The sequence below is a fragment of the Paenibacillus sp. FSL M7-0896 genome (assembly GCF_037975415.1).
GTDB lineage: Bacteria > Bacillota > Bacilli > Paenibacillales > Paenibacillaceae > Paenibacillus_AQ > Paenibacillus_AQ silagei.
In genome coordinates this window covers 7,019,158-7,041,998 of sequence record NZ_CP150250.1, presented here as the reverse complement: position 1 = coordinate 7,041,998, position 22,841 = coordinate 7,019,158, and the positions used below count along the sequence as shown (strand labels likewise).

Below are 22,841 nucleotides of genomic sequence, written 5' to 3'. Positions count from 1 at the left end.
TTTTGCCGATAAAGAGTTGTCCTGAACTTTACGCGCGAGAAGAGGAGCGTCCGATGTATATTCCCATATCACGAATCAACGCCGCTTCGCTGACCCGCTCACCGCAACAGGCGGACCATACTTCTGCCGGTTCATCTTCGCTCAGCTTCCCGGAGATGATGGCAGCTGTGGGAGCGGCAATTGAGGATCAGGCACGCAGAATCAAGGCAAGGTACAGGCTGTCCGTCCGCATTATGGCGGTAGCCAAAGAGGGCAGCAAAGGGGAGAAGACCGGCGCAGGAGACCGGAGTGATCAGCGGGAGCTTATAATCGCTCCGAATATTCTGCAGCAGATGAGCAAAGATCCTGTGATGCAGCGTAAGGTGTATGGCTATCTTGACGAGTATGTGCGCGAGCCGCACTCCTCACCCGGCCATAGTCTGATCGTTCACAGGGACGGAACCTCCTCCCTTCTTCCTGCCGCCCCCAGACCAGCAGCCGTACAGGAGATTACCCATCTACATACCGGGCAACCGGAAATCGCGGGCAGCTTATACGATCAGGACAGACTGAAGCAGCTAGCGTTCCTCCGGGCCAGAAGAGCAGGCAGGCACCGGTAACAGAGTGTAGTCCGCAAATAAGATCCCTGAATCCATATGAGGTGGAGGCAGGGGTCTTTTTGCTATGGCGTTGGGAAGCGGGATAAATAAGTAAAATGGAGAGCCGGATGTATTCGAAAAACTGTTTCTACTTGGCGGTCCTCCCGGTCTGCGAGTGCGCGAACAATAGCCTATCCTCCTGCATAGCATATAGCACCTGCTTGCTATTTGTAAGTGGAAAGGGGGCGCATGGCTAATGGGTATCCAGCTTACTGCGATTCATTGGGTGTATCTGGTGTTTATTGTGTTCATTCTGGCGCTGCTGATCAAGCGGCGTGATACGACCATGATCTGTGTGACCGGGATTCTGGCGCTCGGGCTGCTGGCGACGGCGACGCTTAGCGGGTCGGTGTCGGGGATCTTTAATTCTTTTGTCTATGCAACCAAGGAGCTGCTCGGCACCATAATGATTATCTCCATTATCGTGGCGATGAGCCGGATTCTGATTATAACAGGCATCAACGAGACGATGGTATCTCCGCTCACCCGGTTCCTGCGCACACCGGCGATGGCCTACTGGGGAATCGGACTGATTATGATGGTGACCTCGTTCTTCTTCTGGCCGTCCCCTGCGGTAGCGCTGGTCGGGGCGGTTCTGCTGCCGGTGGCGGTCCGGGTCGGTCTGCCTGCGCTGGGCGCAGCGGTAGCCATGAACCTGTTCGGGCACGGGATCGCCCTCTCCGGCGATTATATTATTCAAGGCGCTCCGAAGCTGACGGCGGATGCCGCCGGTCTTCCAGTGTCTAGCGTGATGCAAGCCAGTATCCCCCTGGTTGCTGTGATGGGGATAGTCACGACGGTGAGCGCATTCTGGATGATGAAGCGCGACCAGAAGAATGGCACCTGGAGAGACGGCCTGGTCGCTTCCCCGGGAGCAGCAGAGCCGCCGGCTGATGCGGGGACGGATGATGACCAGCCAGTGCTCATGAGTGACCGTCTGCGCAAAGGGCTGGCGATCGCCATTCCGCTGCTCTTCCTGCTGGATGTGATCGGCATGTTCGTGCTTCACCTGCAAGGCGGAGATGCTACCGCGCTGGTCGGGGGAACCGCCGTGCTGATCCTGATTGTCATTACCCTGCTGGCCCATCGCGGCCAGGGGCAGGGCCTGGAGAAAATAACCGCTTATCTTATTGAAGGCTTCACCTTCGGATTCAAGGTCTTCGGGCCGGTCATCCCGATTGCCGCCTTCTTCTATCTGGGCGACGCAGCCTTCACTGAGCTGTACGGCAAGGTGCTGCCGGACGGCTCGCACGGCATCGTGAACGACTTGGGTGTGGCCCTGGCGAATCACGTGCCGCTGAACGGGGTGGTGGGAGCCGTAACGCTGACGGTAATCGGGGCGATTACCGGCCTCGACGGCTCCGGATTCTCCGGCATCTCGCTGGCCGGCTCGATTGCCGGGCTGTTCGCCGCCGCGATCCACTCCGGGGCGGCAACGCTGACCGCCCTTGGGCAGGTGGCCGCCATCTGGGTCGGCGGCGGCACCCTGATCCCGTGGGCGCTCATTCCCGCCGCTGCGATCTGCGGCGTCAGCCCGTTCGAGCTGGCCCGGCGCAATCTGAAGCCGGTCCTGCTGGGCCTTACGGCAATGACCATAGTCGCCATGTTCCTGGTGTAGGCACCGTTTAATAGGCACCGCTTAAGGTACCATACCCTCCACCGGCCCGGGCGCATACGGACCCCAGCGCCGTAATTCCAGAGCCACCACCACTCCAGTACACACAGACCTGAGCGCTGTAACTTCATAACCTCCGCCACTCAGGTACGTACGGACCCCAGCGCCGTTATTTCCAGAAATCAGCCTGTTTTCGAACCCATGCGGACTCCAGAGCCTTTATTGCTCCCATTTGGCCCAATTCGGCCTTGCTTATGGAGGGATAAGGTCTCTCCAGTCCGCATGGAGCGAAAGGCCACGGTTTTGAGAGTAATAACGTCCGTACGGTCCGCATGGAACAAGAGTGTGCGAAAAGGGGACAATCACCTCCACCCGCCCGTGCGCATACGGACCCCAGCGCCGTTATTTCCAGAAACCAGCCTGTTCCCCCAAATCACACGTAGCACCAGTTGCTGCCCGCCACAACCAGATAAATATTCTCCCCGGGTGAACCCCGCGCCTAGAATCCGCATAAGATTTCCTTCCCTAATCCATCCTACAGAAGAACGGACATTGTGATGGAGGGGGAAGTATAATATGAAGCATTACGAATCTAGTCTGCGCACCAACAGTACGGTGGATCAGGCGCACGATGCGGTGACGAAGCTGCACAATGCTGTAACCCAGGCTTCGAGTCATCCGATCGGGCAGATGATGGATCAGGCAGAGAACAGCCTGGAGCACGCTGAGGAAGCCGTGCGCCATGCCCCGGAAGGTTCGGTCGGGAAACACGGGGTAGAGCTGGTCCAAGAGAGACTGGAGGAAGAGAAGCGCAGATTGTCTTCGCTGGATGGACAGGTAGGCGAGTCACAGGATTAAAGCCTGAACCAGGCTATGGTGAACAGGCATTTCCGGATTTGATCCGAGATGCCTGTTTGCTGTTGATGGTACCCGAGGGGCGAATGGGGGACTTGTGCAATCATTTGCTGTGAAATAGGTTATAAGGTAATGACGAGACCATTCAGGGGAGGTACATACCTATGCCAGAAGCGGACAACACCGGTTCATGGAGTCCTCCGGAGACACCGGAGATGCTGTATGCCGCGCTTAAGGAGATTACCAGGTGGGAGAAAGAGCAGAATAGGCTGATGATCTGGGACCGGATAACCCGGCTGCCGTTCAAGCTGCTAGATGCAATTACGCCAAAGATTATCCACGATAAGGTAGGCCGGCTGCTCGATGAACTGGGCGGCTACATCCAGAACGGCGGCAACTATCTGGTGGCCGGGCGCAAGGTGGGCAAGCTGATGGAAGAGACAAGCCGGGCGGCGGGCGCTCCCTCTACTGGGCCTTACCCGCTGGCTGTCATGGATGCAGCGGCACTGAAGCTCGCGGAGCGGAGCCGGAATACGGCTACGGCTCAGGGGGCGACTACGGGCTTCGGCGGGATTTTCACACTGGCTGCCGATATTCCGGCTGTCCTGGGACTCTCCTTGAAGGCGATCCAGGAGATCGGCTTGTGTTATGGCTACGATCCGACCGATAAGGCCGAGCGGATCTTCACCGTGAAGGTGATGCAGTTCGCCTCCTCCGATGTAGTGGGGAAGCGCACGCTGCTGAAGGAGCTGAATCTGCAGGCAGGCGGGGACGGCAACATTCTCGCCGCGACCCAGGAGACCGTATCAAGGATTCAGGGCTGGAAGGAGGTAGTAACTGTATACCGCGACAATTGGGGCTGGAAAAAGCTGCTCCAAACCGTTCCGGTTGCAGGCATGTTCTTCGGCGCATACCTCAACCGCAAGACGCTGGAAGAGGTCACAGAGGCTGCGCGGATGCTCTACCGCAAAAGACGGATTATCTCCAGGCTGGCAGAGCTGGAACAGAGATGATACGCTGAGGGTACTGTAGCAGGGCACGCATGGATAGGAGAGAGAAGATGAAACACACAGTTCCACAGCATAACACTCAGGAGTTGATCCGGCAGGCGGAGTCTTTCATTGCGGCCTGCTATCAGGAGCTGGGGTTAACAGAGGGTGAACGGGACCTGCGTCTGGCGGACATACGGGAAGAGGTGCAACACACAGGTACATACAAGCATACGGGGGAAGAGCTGGCGCACGGGGCAAGGATGGCCTGGCGCCATAACAGCCGCTGCATCGGAAGACTGTTTTGGCATTCCCTAGATGTGATTGACGCCCGCAGAGCAGAGACAGTAACGGAGGTCGCGGAGGCGCTGCTGCATCATATGAAGCATGCGAATAACGGCGGCCGTATCCGGCCGGTCATTACCGTCTTTCGCAGTGAAGAGGAGCAAGGCCGTGCTATCCGGATCTGGAATCATCAGTTGATCCGCTATGCCGGTTATCCCGGGGACGGTGAGCATCCGCGTGCCGGTGATCCGGCTTCGGATGAATTCACCGCCATCTGCCTTAAGCTGGGCTGGCAGGGCACGGGCGGGGATTTCGACATTCTGCCGCTCGTAATCAGCATCGGCGGGGAGGAACCCCGCTGCTTCCCTATCCCGGCAGGACTTGTACAGGAGGTGCCGCTCAGCCACCCGGAGATCCCGCAATTCACGGAGCTGGGCCTGCGCTGGTATTCCGTTCCGATTGTCTCGGACATGTGCCTGGAGATCGGCGGCATCCGTTATCCGGCAGCGCCATTTAACGGCTGGTACATGGAGACGGAGATCGGCTCGCGGAATTTCGGCGATACGGACCGCTACAACCGCCTGCCTGCGGTGGCTGATCTTCTGGGCCTGGACCGCTCCACGAACACCTCGCTGTGGAAAGACCGGGCACTACTGGAACTGAACCGGGCGGTCCTCCATTCCTTCAAGCAGGCAGGGGTCAGTATTGTGGATCATCATACAGCCGCAGACCAGTTCGTCCGCTTCCAGGAACAGGAGCAGCAGCAGGGTCGGGAAGTGTCAGGCAAGTGGGGCTGGCTGATCCCTCCGATGTCGCCTTCCTCCACGCCGATCTGGAATGACAACAAGCTGCGTGATTTGCAGCTAAGCCCGCGCTTCGTCTACCGGAAGAAGGAGGCTGATTCTCAGCAGCATGGCGCTGAGGGTGCAGAAGTGAAGGGTTGCCCTTTTCACCAGTCCATGAAGAGTGATTGATCAATAGCTGCCGGGTTTGCGCATCCTGAGGTGAAGGTGAGCACCTTCCTGGCTAATTCGATGCTGTGCAATATGGCGCTTACGCTGAACATGCCGGAATTGAAGCCGAAGCGCAAGTAACCTATGGGCCAATTTGCGCAAGATAGAAATAGTCACGTTACCCATTCTGTGATACTATTTATTTCTATATCCAATGAGGAAGTGAAGCATAATGATCAGCATTACCATTCCGTCACCGGAAGTTATTATTTACAAGCAAGCTAACCCTGAGCTGAGCCATATTTACGGATTCACCGATTTCCACCTGATTACCCGCGAAGCCGGCGGCATCTTCATGTTCTACAATGATCAGGACGAGCTGTTGTTTGTGGGCAAGGCCCGCAAGCTAAGACCGCGGATCAAGAAGCATTTCGAGGATAATGTATCCGTGATGAAGCCCCACCGCGATGAGGTTACCCGCATCGAAGTATGCCTCGTCGAAGATCCGGTGGACAGAGAGATTTATGAGACCTACATCGTGAACAAGCTTCGCGCGAAGTACAATGTCGAGAAGGTTCTGTATAAATAAGGTTTGATGGAAAAGGCGTGGTCCCTGCGGACTGCGCTTTTTTTGAAGGTTCCACCCGATTATCCAGGCACTTCCCCCTCCGAAGGCCCGAATCCGCAGCGTTTTCCTCTTGTTTTAATAAACGAAATTTGAGACAATAAGGTATTGTTGCTGCTAATGTCCCTGTCAAGGTAGAATAGATAGATTGAACTTTAATGTTTTGAAAAGAGGATATGAAATGAATAAAGAATCCATTTATGGATTGACTTTGGAGCAATTGACGGCATGGCTGCTGGAGCATGGCCACAAGAAATCCCGGGCCGCTGCTGTCTGGGAATGGCTGTACCGCAAGCGGATCACCAGCTTCGCCGAGATGGACGGAATGAATCAGGAATGCATAGAGCTGCTGGAAGAGCATTATGTGTTTCAGACGATGGAAGAGCATGTCAAGCAGGAATCGGCCGACGGTACGGTGAAGTTCCTCTTCCGCCTCCAGGACGGCAACCTGATTGAGACAGTGATGATGCGGCAGAAGTACGGCTTGTCCGTATGTGTCACCACTCAGGTCGGCTGTAATATCGGGTGCAGCTTCTGTGCAAGCGGGCTGCTGGCGAAGAGCCGGGACCTGACCAGCGGCGAGATCGTGGAGCAGATTATGAAGGTCCAGCATTATCTGGATCAGGCTGGTCTGGGCCAGAAGGTCACCCATGTCGTGGTTATGGGGATCGGCGAGCCGTTCGATAACTTCCGGCATCTGCTGAACTTCCTGATTACCATCAAGGATCACAAGGGCCTGGCGATTGCCGGCAAAGGAATCACCGTATCCACCAGCGGTTTGGCGGACAAAATCAGAGAATTCGCCGACGCCAATATGCAGGTCAATCTGGCGATCTCGCTGCATGCCCCAAATAATGAGCTGCGGACACAGATTATGAAGATTAACCGGGCCATTCCTATAGAGAAGTTAATGCCGGCGATTGATTACTATCTGGAGAAGACGAACCGGAGAATCACGCTGGAGTATATCCTGCTGAAGGATATCAATGACCGCGAGGAGCATGCGCTGGAGCTGGCCGAGTTGATCGGAGACCGCCGCCAGCTGGCGAACGTCAACCTGATTCCGTATAATCCCGTAGATGAGCATAGCCAATATCAGCGGAGCAGTCGGGAGTCGGTGCGTGCCTTCTTCGATACGCTGAAGAAGCAGGGTGTCAGTGTCAGCACCCGGCTGGAGCAGGGCGTCGATATTGATGCGGCCTGCGGACAGCTGCGCAGCAAGCAGATTAAGAAGACCAAAGGCAAAGCCGCAGATACTGTGTTACAATAATCTGGCAGTGAATTGAGAAATGAGGAATGCAACTTGTTGACATTTACAAGCTACACCGTGGAGAACGTAAGAGATCCATTTAATATCCTAAGCGGCAAGCGATATGAGTTCGTCGTGAATATTGATGTGCCGGAGGATGATGAGCTGTACGTGGAGAACGGCGTGTCCGCCCGCGTGATTGTCAAAGTGGAAGAAGAGCAGACAAGCATTGTCAGCTACGATCTGCTGGAGACCTCGTCAGGCCAGCTGCTCGATTTCGATATGGAAGAAGATGAGGAAGCCGCGCTGCTTCAATTCTGTTCGGAGCATGTTCCTGCATAGGACAGGGCGGCAACGGTCTTAAGAAAAAGGAACTGCTGATTTCAGCAGTTCCTTTTTTTTGTGCTTCTATAGGAAATTATAGTTTCCTCATGTTGAATGATTCGCAGAGTACTTAGTTGCTGAATGTGGCTGAAGGGTAGCCGCGAGGAGCAAGAGTGAATTTAGTTTCATCGGTTAAAAGTATGCTGAAAAACGAGTACTATCGGCTGGTACAGCGGCATATGGCCCGAATGTATATGGAAAACAGCATACATTGTACTCACATGTAGGCGCATGGCTCGAATGTAATCGGTTTTCCGATTACAATCGCCCCGGAAGCCCTCGCGCCGCCCAATGTAATCGGTTTTCCGATTACAATCGCCCCGGAAGCCCTCTCGCTGCCCAATGTAATCGGTTTTCCGATTACAATCCCCTTGGAAGCCCTCGTGCTGCGCAATATAATCGGTTTTCCGATTACAATCAGCCCGGAAGCCCTCGCGCTGCGCAATGTATGTAAAAAACAGCATACATTACGGTGGCGCGCAGGTAATCCCATTCATCTGGTAGGATGATTTTATTCAAATAGATTCGCGTTCAAGCCCCAGCTTCACTATCCCAGGCAGCCTTCCACATAATAATGAATCTGCTTGTTCCACCATGGCCAGTCATGGCTGACATCATGGCCCCAGTAGTCGATCCGGGCCGGAATGCCCTTCTGCCCCAGCACCTCCTGAAGCAGCCGGGTCTCATGCAGCATCTCGTCCTCATACGCCCCTTGACCGACACAGAGGATGATATTGCTGTTGCGGTACTGGTTCAGATAATGCTCATCCGTCAGCCCCGGCAGGTAATGCAGCGGTGAATTGAGATAGACGTTCCCGCTCATATAGTCGCCGAAGAAGTAATAGGTGGAATAGACGCCGCTCAGGGCGATCAAGGTATCGAAATAGTGCGGATAACGGAAAAAGAAACTGGCGCTGTAATAAGCGCCCATCGAGCAGCCGGAGATCAGAATGCGCTGGTCGGTCCCGCCGTTGTTGTGCTTGCTCTCATGGAGGATGCCGGGAATCAGCTCATGCGCGATATATTTGTCATACTGCTCATGACGGTGCATCCGGTCCTCGTTGTTCCAGTGAGTGGAGAAGAAGGTCTCCTCGTCCAGACTGTCGCAGGCCCAGATCTGCAGCTTACCCGCTTCAATGAAGGGCGCGAGCGTGCCGATCATGCCCGAATCCTCATATTGATAAAAGCGTCCAAGCGAGGTGGGGAAGACGAGCATCGGTTTGCCGGCGTGGCCGTAAATTTTATACTCCATGTCTCTGCCCAGGTTGTGGCTGTACTCCTTATGGTAGCTTATCCTCATCCGTTAACACATCCTATCCCTCTTCTTGTTGAATATAGCCTCTAATGTCTCTGACCTCCGAAAGCTCGGGTGAACGGAACTGATAAGCGCGGTTGCCCATTGCTCTGCTGAAGACCTCTTCAATCTCGTCATAATTGACGATCTTCCCTCCGAATGCATGGTAGATGTCCTCATGGCTGTGAGCGTAATGCTTATGATTCTTGCGGCTGGCATAGCCGGTATAATATTTGCCTTCGTATGGACCGCCGACCTCATTATGCACAACCATGCTGGCCCATTCCTTATACACATTCACATCATAGGCGAAGTTAATCGCATCAGTCATCCAAGCGCCGGGCGGGCGCATATTTACTTCCAGGGCAATGATCCGGCCATCCTTGTGCGATTTGAACAGCTCGATATGGAAGAACCGTTCCCGGATGTCAAAAGCCTGCAAAATGCTCCGGCCCGCCTCCTCGACCTCTGGACTGATCTCCCGCAGACAGAAGTAGTAGAGGTGATTGTCCGTATTGACGACATCCATCACACTGTTCTCGAACAGGTGGCTGACCGCGAAGCGTACATTCCCGTCCCTGTCTACCAGCCCGTCATAGGTGAGGATGACCCCGTCTATGAATTCCTCAATAATGAAGGCTACATCCTCCGGCTTCGTGTCAAAAAAGTGCTGGAGCTCCTCTTCGTTATTGATCTTATACGTGTTACTGGCCCCGGAGCCGAGATCGGGCTTCACCACCAGCGGGAAGCCGGCGCTCTGGATGAAGCTCTCGACGCTCTCACGCGTTGTGCCGGTGGAGAACTGGACGGTGCTTACCCCGCTTTTGCGGAAAAATTCCTTCATCTTGGACTTCTGCTTCAGATTATGGACGAAATCCGATTTAGTGCCGTAGATGTTGAAGTCCGTACGGATCGCGGCATCCTGCTCCAGCCAGTATTCATTCAGCGACTCGAAGCGGTCAATCTTGCCGTACTTATGGGTGAAATAACCGACAGCCCGCAGAATCTCCTCGTAGCTCTCGAGGTTGCTTACCCTATAGTACTCGGTCAATGCCGATTTCAGCTTGTCCTCCAACTGGTCATAGGCTGCATCGCCAATCCCAAGCACTGTGGCTCCCTGCTCCCGCAGATGCGTACAGAATTCAGCGCTGTTCTTGGGGAAATGCGGGGAAAAGAAAATAAAGTTCATGCAGACCGGCCCCTTTGGCTAAAATATAATTCCGAGTTATTTTGTATGATTAATTCAATCTACCAGCTTCGTTAGTATTCGTCAATCCTCTTAGTGCTATTTTGGCTGCAGGGTGCGGTTGAGCCGGGCGAGCAGTCCGCTGAAGAGTCCGCAGTCCTCCGGGGACCAATCCCCGAAGATCTCCCCGTAGCGCGCAAGCCGGATGTCCCGGGCCTCGGCGAAGGTCTGTGCACCAAGCGCAGTAAGCTGAAAATAGCTGGAGCGCCCATCCTGCGGATCAGGCACCCGTTCCACATAGTTCTTCGCCTCCAGGACACTTGTCTGCCTGCTGATGGTAGAGGTGTCGAGGCCGAATTGTTCGGCAAGCGCCTTAACGCCTACCTTGTCGTGTATCGACAGATGGTGGAGCAGGGTATACGAGGAGCGGTCCAGCCCGCCATGCTTCTTATCCAGCGAGCCGAGGCGGATCAGCGTGATCAGCTCCTGGTTCAGCGCTTCGAGGTGCTTGTCCTTCTGTTCATCAGCCATAGTTCGATTCCGTCCTTTACCGGTTACTTTGTCATATGTCTCCCTAGTATAATTGATAATACCGGCCTTATGCTAAGGCTACCGGATATTCTCGCCTCATATGAAAGAATCATGAAATAAGTTACATTGACTTTCAAACATATAGTTGTATAATACACATATATTAATTTAATTGTATCATACACCTATATTAAGGTGAACCGCAAAATAGAGGAGAGAGCGCCCTTGAGCAGTCCGGCGGCAAAACATTCATCATTCTGGCTGATTATTCTGGCCATTTTTTTCGGCAATTTCATGGCTATTCTCAGTACAACCACCATTAACGTAGCATTCCCGGTCTTCTTGAACGACTTCCACGCCGGGATCAGCACCGTACAATGGATGATTACCGGTTATCTGCTGGCTACCGGCGTCATTGCGCCTGTGGTGGGATATTTCGGGGATAAATGGAGCTATAAGGTTCTGTACGTATTCGCCCTGTCGGGCTTCACCTTGTTCTCGGCACTGTGTACGGTGGCCTGGAATATTCATTCACTGATTACCTTCCGCATTATCCAGGGAATATTCGGCGGCCTGATCATCCCTACCACCATGACGATGATTTATCAGTTTATCGGCAAAGAAAAGCAGGCCTTCGCCATGAGTCTCTGGAGCCTGTCCTCGATGCTGGCGCCTGCCTTCGGCCCGACACTCGGCGGCTGGCTGACCGGATACTTCGGCTGGAAATCGCTGTTCGTGATTAATCTGCCGATTGGCCTGATTGCCATTGCCGTAGCTTTGAAGTGCCTGCCATTCCAGCGGCAGAACACCGGGAGCAGAAGCTTTGATCTGCCGGGCTTCGTCACAGTCATTCTGAGCAGCGCCTTCATTATTCTGGCCTTCAATAAAGGGGGCGCCTGGGGCTGGATGTCATGGAACACCCTGACCCTGCTGCTGGTTGGGGCGGCGGCCTTAACGTATTTCATCCGCAGAGAGCTGTCGATCCAGGAGCCGCTGCTGAATCTGAAGGTATTCCGGCAGAGCCGGTTCACCTACAGCCTGATCATCAACTGTATTATTACCGTTGCGTTATACTCGGGGACCTTTCTGATCCCGGTCTTCCTGCAGGATATCCAGCAGTCTACCCCGCTGAAGACCGCGCTGGTGCTGTTGCCAGGCTCTATCGTGATGGCTGTTTTGTCACCGGTGGTTGGCAAGCTGTACTCCCGGATTGGACCGTTCTGGCTGATCCTGGGCGGTATTCTGCTGCTAAGCGCCTCGACCTGGGAGCTTGCCCACATCACGCTGGCCGTGACCCATACCCGTGTGGCGGTGCTTATGGCGGTGCGCAATGTCGGCATTGCGCTGGCCTTCATGCCGGTGACCAATGCCGGAATGTCGGCGGTGCCAAGAGCCATTACCGGCCATGCCTCATCTGTAACCAACTGGGTCCGCCAGGCTACAGGTGCCTTGTCCATTGCCGTATTCAGCTCGCTGCTCGCCTCCAGATCGCTGGCCCATCAGCAGGAGCTTGCAGATGGGACGGTCCGGGCAGCGGGTTCTCTGCTGAAAGCGCAGGGGATGACGATGGGCGTACAGGATATTTTCCTGATCGCTACGGCAGTGGGGCTGCTGGCTATTCCGCTGACCTTCCTCCTGAGAGGCAGTAGCGGCAAGCCAGCAGCTGCCCCTGCTCCGCAAGCGGAGGCTTGAAGCCGGGACTCTGCCGTAAATACTCCTTAATAATGCGTTATAGCGCTTTCTCTTCGCATGTTGGGCGATTATGAGTTAGAATACTATAAAGTGAGCAAATAATAGGAGTTGTATACATGTCTAATAATGACGAAGTATTTTTGACCAAAGAAGGCTTGGCTAAGCTGGAGGAAGAGCTGAGGGAACTGAAGGGAGCAGGTCGCAAGGAGCTTGCAGCCCGGCTTAAGCTGGCGATCAGCTACGGCGATCTGAAGGAGAACAGCGAATACCACTCCGCCAAGGAGGATCAATCCTTCATGGAGACCCGCATTATGATTCTGGAGAAGATGCTGATCAAGGCGCAGATCGTGGATGCCAGCAATATGGATCTGAGTACAGTCAGTGTAGGCTGCATCGTTATCCTCAACGATGTGGAGTACTCGGAGAAGATTGAATATAGAGTGGTTGGCCCGGCGGAAGCCGATGTGCTGGACAACAAGATTTCCTACGAGAGCCCGCTCGGCAAAGAGCTGATCGGCAAAAAGGTAGGCGATATCATCAGCGTCAATGCCCCGATGGGGATCATCAAATACGAGCTGCTTGAGATCAAAATGCTGTAAAAGGAAGACCTAACCGGAATCCCGTAGCCCTTCATTTAAGGGTGCGGGATTTTTTTTATGTTTTGGGGTCTCCGCAAAGTACCTGAGTCAACACCTACGCTAAAGCTCCACTTTGTGGGGTTATTTTGTCTGCACGCGGCGGGGGTCATAGGCAATTGCTATCAAGGATATTGCTTCCTTGTCTTAGACGCTCCCTGCCAAGGAGGGTTATAGTAGAAAATAACTACTACATAGAGGAGTCCTGGCTTGTGATTCAGAATGTACTCACGACACTTGTTGAGGTCATCGTACCCCTGTCCATTCCGGTGGCCGCCGGAGCGCTGCTTGGCCGGTATAAGCAGCTCGATACGAAGCCCCTGCTGACGCTGTACCTGTATTTTCTCAGTCCGGCCATTATTCTCGACACGCTGGCTACGGCGGATATCTCCTTCGATGATGTCTATAAGACACTGGCCTTTTCGCTCATGAACCTGTTTCTGCTGTGGGGTGTGGCAACCCTAATCGGTAAAATGCTGAAGCTGGCTCCGCCGGAGGCCGCCGGTCTTACGCTCATCTCCACCTTCACGAACAGCGTCAATTATGGCCTGCCGCTGGTGCTGCTGGCCTTCGGCCAGCTGGGCCTGGACAAGGCATCAGTCTATGTCATCGCCCAGATGGTGATCGTGAATACGATCGGCGTGTATTTTGCCGCCCGGTCACAGTTCTCCGTGCGCAGCGCGTTGAAGTCAGTCTTCTCGCTGCCGGCCATCTACGCCGCCATTCTGGCACTGCTGCTGCGGGCGCTTGGCCTGCATATGCCGCATGAGCTGGCTTCGGGAGTGTCAATGGTCGCCGGTGCGTATTCGCCAGTTGTGCTGGCGATTCTCGGCGCACAGATGGTGAAGGTCAGAGCCGCGCACACGGAGCGCAATGTGCAGCTGGCCTTCTGGACGGGGCTGACCGTCCGGCTGGTTCTGGCTCCGCTGCTGGCCGCGCTGGTGCTGCTCGCCCTGAACATCACAGGCACCCTGTTCTCGGTGCTGCTGATCCTGGCTTCCATGCCGGTGGCTGTCAATTCCGTCGTCCTGGCTGAACGCTTCGGCAGCTCGCCTGCGCTGGTCTCACGCTGTATCGTCTGGACGACGCTGGCCTCCTTCCTGGTCCTGCCGGTGCTGATTGCGGTGGTGGGGGGATAGGGTTCGCGGGCCGAATGTATGCGAATAACCGAATAGAGGGGCAATCGTGCCCCCCCTGGAAATTAAGACACAGGCACTTCACTCATTAGTGCATGTACATTCTGATCGGGGTCCTGAAAGAACGTCATCCAGGTTGCGGTTTGACCCATCTCAGCCACTTTATGCGGCTTGTCCAGGAAATGTACATTCCGCCCGACTAACGTTTCGTACGATGCGTGTATATTGTCGACTTGGAAATAGAACACCGAGCTGGGATGATCGAACCTCGGGTCTTCAGCAATACTCAAGACCATCTGAAGTCCGTTACACTCCAGGAAGGTCATGTTTGGGATCTGAAATAACAGATTTAGGCCTAGAGTATCTTGATAGAACCGGGTGGCAGCCTCCATGTCATGTACACGAATGGATATTTGCCCAATGCCTTTGATTTGAAATTCTGAATTCATGTGAATATCGCTCCCTTGTTATATTGTATGTTCCACGCAGTAAATGTAACATGTGCGGATGAAGCGTTACTTTTCCAAAATCACTTTTTTCTAAACATCCGGGGTGAGAGTCCCGTTCTTTGTTTAAAAACCTTATTGAAGGAAGAGACATTGTCGAAGCCAACACTTAGGCTAATCTCGGTTACACTGCTTTCCGTTTGAGCAAGGAGACGCTGTGCTTCAAGTATCCTTTTTTCGAGGATGAACTGGTGTGGCGTTCTTTTGAAAAAGTGGCGGAAGTTGCGGATCAGATGGTTTTTAGAAAGACAAGCGACTCTTGAAACTTCTTCAAGGGACACGTTTTGATTGTAATACGCATGTAAGTACTCGTATGCTACAGTCAACCGCCGGAACAGCTCCTCCCTGGTGGCCTGGCGCGTGCCGGGGACGGTATTAATTTCTTGAGAAATCTTCTGGTGGACGTTAAGCAGTGCATGAATTAGACTTTGATACTGTTCATCGACCCAGAGATTCTCGCTACCGAGTGCAGGTAAGGAATTCTTGAAGTTCTCGAGAAGTGGAGTTATCAGATGACTATTGCGGTATGACTTGGTGTGAAATTGCAACGGGTGCGTTGTTTCTGAAAATGGATCGTCTAAGGACTTCTCTATTCCTAAATGAACGGCTCTATGAACCTCTTCAGCAAAGCCAGTCTTGAAAAATACACAAAAAGAGTCGACTTCGGTTTCTGACTCTATGGCTATAGCGTACTGCTCCCCTTCATTTAACAGGAGGTAGCCCTCTCGCTCAACAGCATAATGGCCGAGTTTTGTTTTGTAATAGGCTCGGCCATTCCGAAATGTCTTTAAGGAAAGGGGGCCAGTGCCTTCCCAATGATGAGTTGTACTTCTCGCTTGCAGAACGAAGTTCCGCTGGAACAAAGGGAATCTGGAGGTTCCCATCTATAGAGTTCATCCCCTTCCACAGTTGGTCCACTCCATTCTACAATAGTCCACAGCAATAACAAAGAAGCTCCCTCTTCATGATCTGAAGGGGGAGCTTCTTGTATACAGTGAGGCTGCTTCATGCTGAACAATAGGGCGAAGCCTCAATCCGGCTGGCCTTCAGCGACCTGGATGGTGAAGATGAAGGTAGCTCCGCCCACTAGACCCGGCTTGGCATAGATCGTTCCGCCCATGAGGTCGACCAGCATTTTGCAGATGGACAGCCCGAGGCCGGTTCCGCCGAACTTGCGGTTGATGGTGGCTCCGATCTGGGTGAATGGCTGGAACAGATAGTTCATCTTATCTGCTGGAATGCCAATACCGGTATCTTCAATAATGAATTCCAGCTCCAGCAGCTTATCCATAGCCTGCCGGAGATGGACATGCACTTTGACGCCGCCGGTGATCGTGAACTTGATGGCATTGCCGATCAGGTTATTCAGTACCTGGCGCAGACGGTTGGGGTCACCGATAAGCAGGGCAGGAATGTCAGAATCAATAGAGGTCTCCAGTGTCAGGTTGCGTTCTTTCGCCAGAGCCCTGAACAGATCGACCGTTTCTTTGATGCAGGAGTGAAGATTGAACAGCTCGTAATCCAGCTCCATTTTACCGGATTCGATCTTGGTGAAGTCCAGGATGTGCGTAATGACAGAGACAAGCGCGTGACCGCTGGTATGAATGATTTCGGCCATCTCCTGGTCGTCAGCAGACAGCTCGGAGGAACGAAGCACATCCGACATGGCAATAATCCCGTTCAGCGGGGTGCGGATCTCATGGCTCATCATGGCAAGGAAGCCGCTCTTGATCCGCAACGCCAACTCGGCCGTCTCCTTCAGCTCGGTCAGGATGCCGTTGGCCTTCTCCAGCTCCTGCGTTTTGAGCTGCAGCTCCTTGCGGGTCTGGTAGAGACGGACGAAGCCGTCAATCTTGCTTTTTAACACGGTCGGATGGAACGGCTTGGTCAGATAGTCAATGGCCCCGGCCGAGTAAGCCAACATATAGTTCTCCAGCTCCGAGGTCAGCGAGGTTAAGAAAATAATAGGGATATCCCGTGACTTCTGACGCATCTTAATCCGTTTCGCCGTTTCAAATCCGTTCATGCCAGGCATGAGCACATCCATAATGATCAGGGCGAATTCCTGCTCCAGCAGACATTTCAGAGCATCCAGGCCCGAGAGGGCTTGAACCAGCCGGTAGGGTGAATCGGCCAGCAATGCCTGAATGGACAGGAACTCGTCTGCCCGGTCATCTACAACCAAAATATTAATCGGATACTCCATGCTGCCTCCTATTGAATCAACCATAATTTCAGCACTCTCACCAGCTGTGTGGTATTAATCGGTTTGGATATATAATCGCTCGCCCCAGCTTCGAGGCATTTGACCCGGTCTTCCTCCAAGGCGCGGGCGGTCAGCGCAATAATGACGATCTGATCATAGTCTGGATTTAGCCGGATATGCTTCATCGTCTCGTAACCATCCATCTCCGGCATCATAATATCCATGAATATCAGCTCTACGCCCGGGTGGGTCTCCAGATGCTCCAGGGCTTCTCTGCCATTCTGGGCAAAGCTGATCTCCATATTATAACCTTCCAGCACACTGGATAACGCAAAAATGTTACGCATATCATCATCCACAAGCAGAATGCTTTTCCCGGCAAAAGCGGACTCCGGATTATGCAGGTTCTCGATCAGGCGCTGCTTATCCAAAGGCAGGTCTGCATGCTTGCGGTGGAGGTAGAGGGCCGTATCGTCATAGAGACGTTCCATTGAACGCACGTTCTTGATCACAATACTCTCGGCGTAGTGCTTAAGGCGCTGCTCATCGGTCTTGCTGAGATCCTTGCCTGTATAAATAATCACCGGCAGGGTCTGCAGCTTGCGGTTGGTCTTGACCTGCTCCAGCAGGTCGAAGCCGGAAATATCCGAGAGACCCAGGTCCAGCACCATACAGTCAAAATGATGGCTGGCCAGATGCTCCATCGCTTCTCTTCCGGTGCCCACTGCAATAATGTTCACATCGGGATGGGCGATGAATTCGACAAGACTGCCGCGCAGAACCTTGTTGTCTTCGACAATCAGCAGACTCTTCACCGGACGGCGGATATAAGTCTCAATCTGGAGAAAGGCTGCTTCCAGCTCTGCATAATCATTCGGCTTCTTCCAAAAGGATAAAGCCCCCATCGACAGGCTCTGCTGGTTCTCCTCGGCTGTCGAGATGACATGCACAGGGATATGTCGCAGCTCCGGCCGGCTCTTCAGGCGGCTGATAATGGACCAGCCGTCCAGAACGGGAAGATGCAGATCCAGCAGGATTGCATCAGGCTTGTAGGCATGGGCCAGGGCAAGCCCCTGATCGCCCTGGAAGGCGACGATAGCCTTGAAGCCCCGGCTGCGCGCCAGCTCCAGCAGCCGGGCGGCGAATTCGGCGTCCTCCTCGATAATCAGCAGGGTAATATCCCCGCTTAGCAAATTGCTGCGGTCATCATCCATTTCCGCATATTGCAGCAGCTTCGGATTAGAGATGGAAATGTCGGGCACGAAGGACTCGCGGAAGGCCGGATTCTCGCGGCGGATAGGCTCGGAAGCCGGAAGCTCCGGAGAGGCTGCTGCTGAATAGGCTGCGGCAGCAAGGGTCTGGGCATCCTCTCCCGGTTCTACAGCGGGAATAATGAGGGAGAAGGTGCTGCCCTTGCCTTCCACGGAATCCACCTCAATTCTTCCGCCCAGCAGGGTAGCCAGCTCCCGGCAGATTGTGAGGCCGAGACCGGTGCCGCCGTATTTGCGGCTGGTGGTGCCGTCTGCCTGCTGGAACGCCTCGAAGATACTCTCCAGCTTGGAGGCGGCAATGCCGATACCGGTATCGCTGACGGCGAAGATGACCTCTTCGCCGCTGGTGCGGATCGACAGGGAGACGGAGCCTTGCTCCGGTGTGAATTTGATGGCGTTGGATAACAGATTATTCAAGACCTGCTGCAATCTGTGACCGTCGGTCATCAGATAATCCGGCAGCCGGTTGTCGGAATGGACATCGAACCGCAGGTTCTTCTTCTTGGCCTGTTGTTCGAAGTGGCGGAAGACATGATTGCTGAGATCCAGCGGGGAGACCGGCTCGATGACAGGAGTCATTTTGCCGACCTCCAGCTTCGCCAGATCAAGAATCTCATCGATCAGCTGCAGGAGATCCTTGCCTGCCGAGAAGATCGTATGAACGTATTCCAGCTGCTTCGCTTCCAGATTGCCGTCCTTATTCTCGGCAAGAATTTGCGAGAGGATCAGCAGGCTGTTCAGCGGGGTGCGCAGCTCATGGGAGACATTGGCCAGGAATTCCGATTTGTACTGCGCGGCCATGAAGATCTCCTGCGCCTGCGCCTGGATCTCCTCCTTCTGCTTCTCAGTAAGCTCGACTTGGAGCAGCAGCTGATCATGGGAGGCAGTCAGCTCCTCCTTCTGGATCAGCAGTTCATCGGCCTGAGTTTGCAATGTATCTGTCTGGGCCTGAAGCTCCTCCGTCTGAGCCTGAAGCTCTTCTGTCTGAGCCTGAAGCTGCTCCTTCTGCTCCAGCAATTCACTCGTCTGGGCCTGGAGCTCCTCGGCCTGATCTGCGATCTCGGACTTTTGCATTTCGGTGATTTGAAGCTGCTTCTGCATATCGCGGTTTGCCGCAGAGATCTCGTCGGCCTGGGCCTTGATTTCCATGGTTTGCCGGCGGGAAATCTCCATCTGATTCTGCAATTCCAGGTTGGAGGCATGCAGCTCTTCCGTCTGCTGCCGCAGTTCCTCTGTCTGGGCTTCAATCTCGTCCTTCTGGGCCTCTGTGAGCTTCATTTGTGTCTGAAGCTGTTCATTGGAGGTCAGCAGGCTCTCGGACTGCGCCTCCAGTTCAGTCTTCTGGTCCTGTAACTGGTCGGTCTGCAGGCGCAGCTCCTCTGTCTGGGCCATCAGCTCTTCGGTCTGGGCTTCCAGCTCCTGGGTCTGGGCGGTCAGTTCTTCCGTCTGGGCTTCCAGTTCATCCTTCTGCAGCTGAGTCTCACTCAGCAGATCTTCGATCCGGGCGACATCCGCCAGTGTATTAATCAGCACGCCCATATTCTGTCCGGTGCGTTCTATCAGCTGCATCTCCTTGGAGCTGAACGGGCGTAGTGCCGCCAGCTCCATGACAGCAACAATTTCCTGCTCATGCTTAATAGGAACTATAATCAATGAGGCAGGCGCAGCCTCCCCCAGACCGGAACGGACCTTGATATAATGCTCTGGAAGATCCTGCAGAACAATCATCTGCCCATCGAGTGCGCATTGTCCGACCAGGCCGCTGCCCAGCGGTATGGACTCCTGCTGTCCGGCGGAATCATCGAAGGCATAGCCGGCCGCGAAGTTCAGCTGGCCGCCCTGCTTCAGATAGACCGCCCCGTAGCTTCCGCCGACAGCGGTAGCCAGCCTGCCGATGAACACACGCGAGGCCGTCCTCAGCTGGACAGAGCCTTGAAGCAGCAGCGCCATCTCAGATACCTGCGTATTAATCCAGGCCTGTTCTTCGGCTCTAAGCCGCAGCTCGCGCTCATCGGCGGTTCTATGGTGAAGGTCAGCCGCCAGCCTGAAAAAGGAAGCGGCCAGCTGCCCGAATTCATCCGTCCGCACAGTAGCCGCCGCCGCAGGGTTGAGACGGTCTGCGGCGATATCCTGCGAGATCTCCTTGATCTGCTTCAGGCCGCGGTCAACATTCCGTCCGATACTGTAAAGAAGTCCAATACTGACCAGAATGCCGCCCGCGCCTAATCCTGCTGCAAGCAAGCGCGACCCGCCCTCCATATAGAGGAAAGATATAGTAATCATACTGCCTAACAGCAGTATAGTAGCTGAAGTTGCTAACCAAACCTGTTGTTTTATTCTCATTGTTCGCCGCCTTTGTTCAGTTAGAATGCTAAGCTATATAATTATAGCTTTTATGGAGCTTCAGTGATATAGAAGACATGAAGAAAACACCTTAAACCTAAAATTTACAAGGCTTCCCGGAGACAGGCCCGCTTTTGCAGGAGGTTTCATGAAAACTTTGAAATCACCGCAATTTACTTAAAATTTTGCTTGTAAGCAGCGGGTAGAGCGTGTAAGATAACAAACATGATTCATTCTGAGTTCAAATAACAGATTTCATATAACTCATATAATCTTGGGAATATGGCCCATAAGTTTCTACCGGATAGCCACTGTAATTATCCGACTATGAGTGAAATAGCGCATCTAGGGTTCCGTTTCTTGTGCTGCGGCACGGGAAAGACTGGTCCAAGCGATGCGGACACGTATATGTGTTACACCACCAAGGGACAAAAACCCAGAAGGACAGATTCACTTGAGAGAAACACTCAGGGAATCTGTCCTTTTTAATTTATCTGTTTTTTTTATTTCTAAGGAGGAAGATCCGCTGTAATGAAAGTATTAGAAGAACGCATTAGACAAGAAGGCTTAATTCTATCGGAGACTGTGCTGAAAGTGGACTCATTTCTTAACCATCAGGTAGACACGGCGCTTGCGCTTGCGATCGGGAAGGAATTCGCAGCAGTCTTCGGAGACCGGCAGATCACCAAGGTGCTGACTGTGGAGGCCAGCGGCATTCAGTTCGCCATGGCGGCGGGAATTGCGCTGGGTGTTCCGTTCATCTACGCCAAGAAGAAGAAGGCAGTCACCTTGTCCGAAGCGGTGTATTCGGCACCGGTTCACTCCTTCACCCGTCAAGAGGACTACCAGATCAGCATCTCACAGAAATATCTCGGGCCGGACGATACCGTATTGATCGTTGATGATTTCCTGGCTACCGGCGCGGCGCTTGTAGGGCTATGCGATATCGTAGCAGAGTCGGGGGCGCAGCTGGCCGGGGTCGGCTGTGTCATCGAGAAGAGCTTCCAGGAGGGACGCGGTCTGCTGGAGCAGCGCGGAGTTCCGGTGTATTCCCTGGCACGGATTGCTTCCATGTCGCCGGGTGAGATTCATTTCATAGATAATGAAGGATTAATCAAGGAGCGTGCAGGATGTTAAGCAAACAGAAGATACTGGCCCTAGGGCTTCAGCATGTACTGGCGATGTATGCCGGAGCGGTCATAGTACCGCTGGTTGTCGGGGGAGCACTCAACTTGAATGGTACGCAGATGGCGTATCTGATTGCAGCGGATCTGTTCACCTGTGGACTGGCGACCCTGCTGCAGATTATGGGCAGCAAATATTTCGGAAGCGGGCTGCCGGTTGTTCTCGGCTGTACCTTCACAGCCGTTAGCCCGATTATCGCCATCGCTTCAGGCTCCAATCTGGCAACGGCTTATGGCGCAATCATTATCTCCGGGTTGTTCGTGGTGCTGGCAGCCCCGGTGTACGGGAAGCTGCTGAAGTTCTTCCCGACCGTGGTCACCGGCTCGGTAGTCACAATCATCGGACTGTCGCTGATTCCCGTAGCGATGAATAATGTGGCCGGCGGCCAGGGCAGCGCCGACTTCGGGCAGCCCCGCAATCTGCTGCTGGCTCTGATCACACTGCTCGTTATTCTGGCCGTTAACCGGCTGACCACAGGGTTCCTGCGCTCCGTATCTGTGCTGGTAGGACTTGTAGTGGGTACAGTAATCGGCTATGCCATGGGCATTGTTCATTTCTCTACCGTGACCACAGCTTCCTGGGTCAGCGTTGCACAGCCGTTCTACTTCGGCTGGCCTCAGTTCAGCATTACCGCCATATTCACAATGATCATCGTCAATATTGTGTCTATGGTCGAATCCACCGGGGTCTACTTTGCCGTAGGTAAGGCGACGGACCAGCAGGTGGAGCAGAAGCAGATCGTGAACGGCCTGCGTTCCGAGGGACTGGCCATCATGCTGGGGGGCCTGTTCAATGCCTTCCCGTACACCGCATTCTCCCAGAATGTCGGCTTGCTGTCGCTGACGCGGGTGAAGACGCGGAATGTTATTTTTGCAGCAGGCGGAATTATGATCGTACTTGGTCTGCTGCCTAAGCTGGCGGCACTGACTACAGTGGTGCCGAATGCGGTGCTGGGCGGGGCGATGATTGTCATGTTCGGCTCGGTCGCCGCTTCCGGTATGTCGATTCTGTCCGATGTGGATCTGCGCAAGGACGGCAATCTGCTGATTGCTGCCTGCAGCATCGCGGTGGGCCTCGGCTCTGCAGTGCTTCCGTCCATGTTCGACCAGCTGCCGGAATTCGCCAGAATGCTGCTGCAGAATGGAATCGTGTCCGGGTCGCTGACAGCGATCATTCTGAATATCTTCTTGTCGAAGACCCAGGAGAGTGCGGTTCCTGCCGCAGCCGCTCCGGAAACGAAGTAAAATATTCCATCCGCGTAGC

21 protein-coding genes and 1 riboswitch are annotated in these 22,841 nt (G+C 54.0%); of the genes, 13 read left to right on the top strand and 8 right to left on the bottom strand.

Annotation, left to right across the window (positions count from 1 at the left end; translation table 11 throughout):
• The first annotated feature begins 53 nt into the window (after positions 1 to 53).
• The 8 genes from MKY12_RS30440 (at position 54) to MKY12_RS30405 (ending at position 7,551) form a co-directional block, all read left to right on the top strand.
• Complete coding sequence (locus tag MKY12_RS30440; protein WP_339312016.1) at positions 54 to 599, top strand: hypothetical protein; 546 nt, start codon at positions 54 to 56, stop codon at positions 597 to 599.
• 235 nt (positions 600 to 834) lie between these two features.
• Positions 835 to 2,256 carry a hypothetical protein gene (locus tag MKY12_RS30435; protein WP_339252202.1) on the top strand — a complete coding sequence of 474 codons (1,422 nt, stop codon included), beginning with the start codon at positions 835 to 837 and terminating at the stop codon, positions 2,254 to 2,256.
• Positions 2,257 to 2,829: 573 nt separating this feature from the next.
• Positions 2,830 to 3,111, top strand: a complete 282-nt coding sequence (locus tag MKY12_RS30430) for a hypothetical protein (RefSeq protein ID WP_339312015.1) — start codon at positions 2,830 to 2,832, stop codon at positions 3,109 to 3,111.
• A 161-nt stretch (positions 3,112 to 3,272) separates the two neighbouring features.
• The gene (locus tag MKY12_RS30425; protein WP_339312013.1) at positions 3,273 to 4,121 is read left to right on the top strand and encodes an EcsC family protein; all 849 of its coding nucleotides are present in this window, start codon (positions 3,273 to 3,275) and stop codon (positions 4,119 to 4,121) included.
• Positions 4,122 to 4,168: 47 nt separating this feature from the next.
• Complete coding sequence (locus MKY12_RS30420; RefSeq protein ID WP_339312012.1) at positions 4,169 to 5,356, top strand: nitric oxide synthase oxygenase; 1,188 nt, start codon at positions 4,169 to 4,171, stop codon at positions 5,354 to 5,356.
• Positions 5,357 to 5,567: 211 nt separating this feature from the next.
• Positions 5,568 to 5,924, top strand: coding sequence for a nucleotide excision repair endonuclease (locus MKY12_RS30415; protein WP_036722768.1), 357 nt, complete (start codon positions 5,568 to 5,570; stop codon positions 5,922 to 5,924).
• Positions 5,925 to 6,141: 217 nt separating this feature from the next.
• Positions 6,142 to 7,230, top strand: coding sequence for a 23S rRNA (adenine(2503)-C(2))-methyltransferase RlmN (rlmN, locus tag MKY12_RS30410; RefSeq protein WP_036722765.1), 1,089 nt, complete (start codon positions 6,142 to 6,144; stop codon positions 7,228 to 7,230).
• Positions 7,231 to 7,263: 33 nt separating this feature from the next.
• Positions 7,264 to 7,551: a DUF6509 family protein gene (locus tag MKY12_RS30405; RefSeq protein ID WP_076081434.1), complete on the top strand. Its 288-nt coding sequence runs from the start codon at positions 7,264 to 7,266 to the stop codon at positions 7,549 to 7,551.
• 259 nt (positions 7,552 to 7,810) lie between these two features.
• Here the strand turns inward: MKY12_RS30405 and MKY12_RS30400 are convergent, their stop codons facing one another.
• The 4 genes from MKY12_RS30400 to MKY12_RS30385 all read right to left on the bottom strand — a co-directional run bounded on the left by MKY12_RS30400 (position 7,811) and on the right by MKY12_RS30385 (position 10,604).
• Positions 7,811 to 8,038: a hypothetical protein gene (locus MKY12_RS30400; protein ID WP_339312010.1), complete on the bottom strand. Its 228-nt coding sequence runs from the start codon at positions 8,036 to 8,038 to the stop codon at positions 7,811 to 7,813.
• 102 nt (positions 8,039 to 8,140) lie between these two features.
• Positions 8,141 to 8,893 (bottom strand): alpha/beta hydrolase-fold protein, encoded by a 753-nt coding sequence (locus tag MKY12_RS30395; protein WP_339312008.1) that lies wholly within the window; start codon positions 8,891 to 8,893, stop codon positions 8,141 to 8,143.
• A 13-nt stretch (positions 8,894 to 8,906) separates the two neighbouring features.
• The gene (locus tag MKY12_RS30390; protein ID WP_036722758.1) at positions 8,907 to 10,076 is read right to left on the bottom strand and encodes an ATP-grasp domain-containing protein; all 1,170 of its coding nucleotides are present in this window, start codon (positions 10,074 to 10,076) and stop codon (positions 8,907 to 8,909) included.
• A gap of 96 nt (positions 10,077 to 10,172) precedes the next feature.
• Complete coding sequence (locus tag MKY12_RS30385; protein ID WP_339312006.1) at positions 10,173 to 10,604, bottom strand: MarR family transcriptional regulator; 432 nt, start codon at positions 10,602 to 10,604, stop codon at positions 10,173 to 10,175.
• A gap of 225 nt (positions 10,605 to 10,829) precedes the next feature.
• On the opposite strand from MKY12_RS30385, the gene MKY12_RS30380 reads away from it, so the two are divergent.
• The 3 genes from MKY12_RS30380 to MKY12_RS30370 all read left to right on the top strand — a co-directional run bounded on the left by MKY12_RS30380 (position 10,830) and on the right by MKY12_RS30370 (position 14,070).
• On the top strand, positions 10,830 to 12,296 hold the full coding sequence (locus tag MKY12_RS30380; RefSeq protein ID WP_339312004.1) for an MDR family MFS transporter: 1,467 nt from the start codon (positions 10,830 to 10,832) through the stop codon (positions 12,294 to 12,296).
• Between the two features lie 116 nt (positions 12,297 to 12,412).
• Positions 12,413 to 12,895: a transcription elongation factor GreA gene (gene greA / locus MKY12_RS30375; protein ID WP_036691918.1), complete on the top strand. Its 483-nt coding sequence runs from the start codon at positions 12,413 to 12,415 to the stop codon at positions 12,893 to 12,895.
• 248 nt (positions 12,896 to 13,143) lie between these two features.
• Positions 13,144 to 14,070 (top strand): AEC family transporter, encoded by a 927-nt coding sequence (locus MKY12_RS30370; RefSeq protein WP_036722754.1) that lies wholly within the window; start codon positions 13,144 to 13,146, stop codon positions 14,068 to 14,070.
• A gap of 62 nt (positions 14,071 to 14,132) precedes the next feature.
• On the opposite strand, the gene MKY12_RS30365 is transcribed toward MKY12_RS30370, so the two are convergent.
• The 4 genes from MKY12_RS30365 to MKY12_RS30350 form a co-directional block, all read right to left on the bottom strand.
• The gene (locus tag MKY12_RS30365; protein ID WP_209868718.1) at positions 14,133 to 14,516 is read right to left on the bottom strand and encodes a VOC family protein; all 384 of its coding nucleotides are present in this window, start codon (positions 14,514 to 14,516) and stop codon (positions 14,133 to 14,135) included.
• Between the two features lie 80 nt (positions 14,517 to 14,596).
• Positions 14,597 to 15,457 carry an AraC family transcriptional regulator gene (locus MKY12_RS30360; protein ID WP_339312002.1) on the bottom strand — a complete coding sequence of 287 codons (861 nt, stop codon included), beginning with the start codon at positions 15,455 to 15,457 and terminating at the stop codon, positions 14,597 to 14,599.
• A gap of 146 nt (positions 15,458 to 15,603) precedes the next feature.
• On the bottom strand, positions 15,604 to 16,779 hold the full coding sequence (locus tag MKY12_RS30355) for an ATP-binding protein (protein ID WP_339252181.1): 1,176 nt from the start codon (positions 16,777 to 16,779) through the stop codon (positions 15,604 to 15,606).
• Positions 16,780 to 16,787: 8 nt separating this feature from the next.
• A complete protein-coding gene (locus MKY12_RS30350) occupies positions 16,788 to 20,333 on the bottom strand; it encodes a response regulator (protein WP_339312001.1) in 3,546 nt (1,181 codons plus the stop codon).
• Between the two features lie 304 nt (positions 20,334 to 20,637).
• A riboswitch (purine riboswitch) is annotated at positions 20,638 to 20,741 on the top strand.
• Between the two features lie 183 nt (positions 20,742 to 20,924).
• On the opposite strand from MKY12_RS30350, the gene MKY12_RS30345 reads away from it, so the two are divergent.
• A complete protein-coding gene (locus MKY12_RS30345; RefSeq protein WP_209868713.1) occupies positions 20,925 to 21,530 on the top strand; it encodes a xanthine phosphoribosyltransferase in 606 nt (201 codons plus the stop codon).
• Positions 21,524 to 22,822, top strand: a complete 1,299-nt coding sequence (locus tag MKY12_RS30340; RefSeq protein ID WP_076081459.1) for a nucleobase:cation symporter-2 family protein — start codon at positions 21,524 to 21,526, stop codon at positions 22,820 to 22,822. The genes MKY12_RS30345 and MKY12_RS30340 overlap by 7 nt, the downstream gene beginning before the upstream one ends.
• Positions 22,823 to 22,841 lie beyond the last annotated feature (19 nt).

Bases quoted from the DNA above. Each gene is read 5' to 3' on its own strand.
- MKY12_RS30385 (WP_339312006.1), bottom strand. From the start codon at position 10,604: ATGGCTGATGAACAGAAGGACAAGCACCTCGAAGCGCTGAACCAGGAG.
- MKY12_RS30430 (WP_339312015.1), top strand. From the start codon at position 2,830: ATGAAGCATTACGAATCTAGTCTGCGCACCAACAGTACGGTGGATCAG.
- MKY12_RS30355 (WP_339252181.1), bottom strand. From the start codon at position 16,779: ATGGAGTATCCGATTAATATTTTGGTTGTAGATGACCGGGCAGACGAG.
- rlmN (WP_036722765.1), top strand. From the start codon at position 6,142: ATGAATAAAGAATCCATTTATGGATTGACTTTGGAGCAATTGACGGCA.
- MKY12_RS30390 (WP_036722758.1), bottom strand. From the start codon at position 10,076: ATGAACTTTATTTTCTTTTCCCCGCATTTCCCCAAGAACAGCGCTGAA.
- MKY12_RS30365 (WP_209868718.1), bottom strand. From the start codon at position 14,516: ATGAATTCAGAATTTCAAATCAAAGGCATTGGGCAAATATCCATTCGT.
- MKY12_RS30435 (WP_339252202.1), top strand. From the start codon at position 835: ATGGGTATCCAGCTTACTGCGATTCATTGGGTGTATCTGGTGTTTATT.
- MKY12_RS30420 (WP_339312012.1), top strand. From the start codon at position 4,169: ATGAAACACACAGTTCCACAGCATAACACTCAGGAGTTGATCCGGCAG.
- greA (WP_036691918.1), top strand. From the start codon at position 12,413: ATGTCTAATAATGACGAAGTATTTTTGACCAAAGAAGGCTTGGCTAAG.
- MKY12_RS30395 (WP_339312008.1), bottom strand. From the start codon at position 8,893: ATGAGGATAAGCTACCATAAGGAGTACAGCCACAACCTGGGCAGAGAC.
- MKY12_RS30440 (WP_339312016.1), top strand. From the start codon at position 54: ATGTATATTCCCATATCACGAATCAACGCCGCTTCGCTGACCCGCTCA.
- MKY12_RS30425 (WP_339312013.1), top strand. From the start codon at position 3,273: ATGCCAGAAGCGGACAACACCGGTTCATGGAGTCCTCCGGAGACACCG.
- MKY12_RS30415 (WP_036722768.1), top strand. From the start codon at position 5,568: ATGATCAGCATTACCATTCCGTCACCGGAAGTTATTATTTACAAGCAA.
- MKY12_RS30345 (WP_209868713.1), top strand. From the start codon at position 20,925: ATGAAAGTATTAGAAGAACGCATTAGACAAGAAGGCTTAATTCTATCG.
- MKY12_RS30360 (WP_339312002.1), bottom strand. From the start codon at position 15,457: ATGGGAACCTCCAGATTCCCTTTGTTCCAGCGGAACTTCGTTCTGCAA.
- MKY12_RS30340 (WP_076081459.1), top strand. From the start codon at position 21,524: ATGTTAAGCAAACAGAAGATACTGGCCCTAGGGCTTCAGCATGTACTG.
- MKY12_RS30350 (WP_339312001.1), bottom strand. From the start codon at position 20,333: ATGATTACTATATCTTTCCTCTATATGGAGGGCGGGTCGCGCTTGCTT.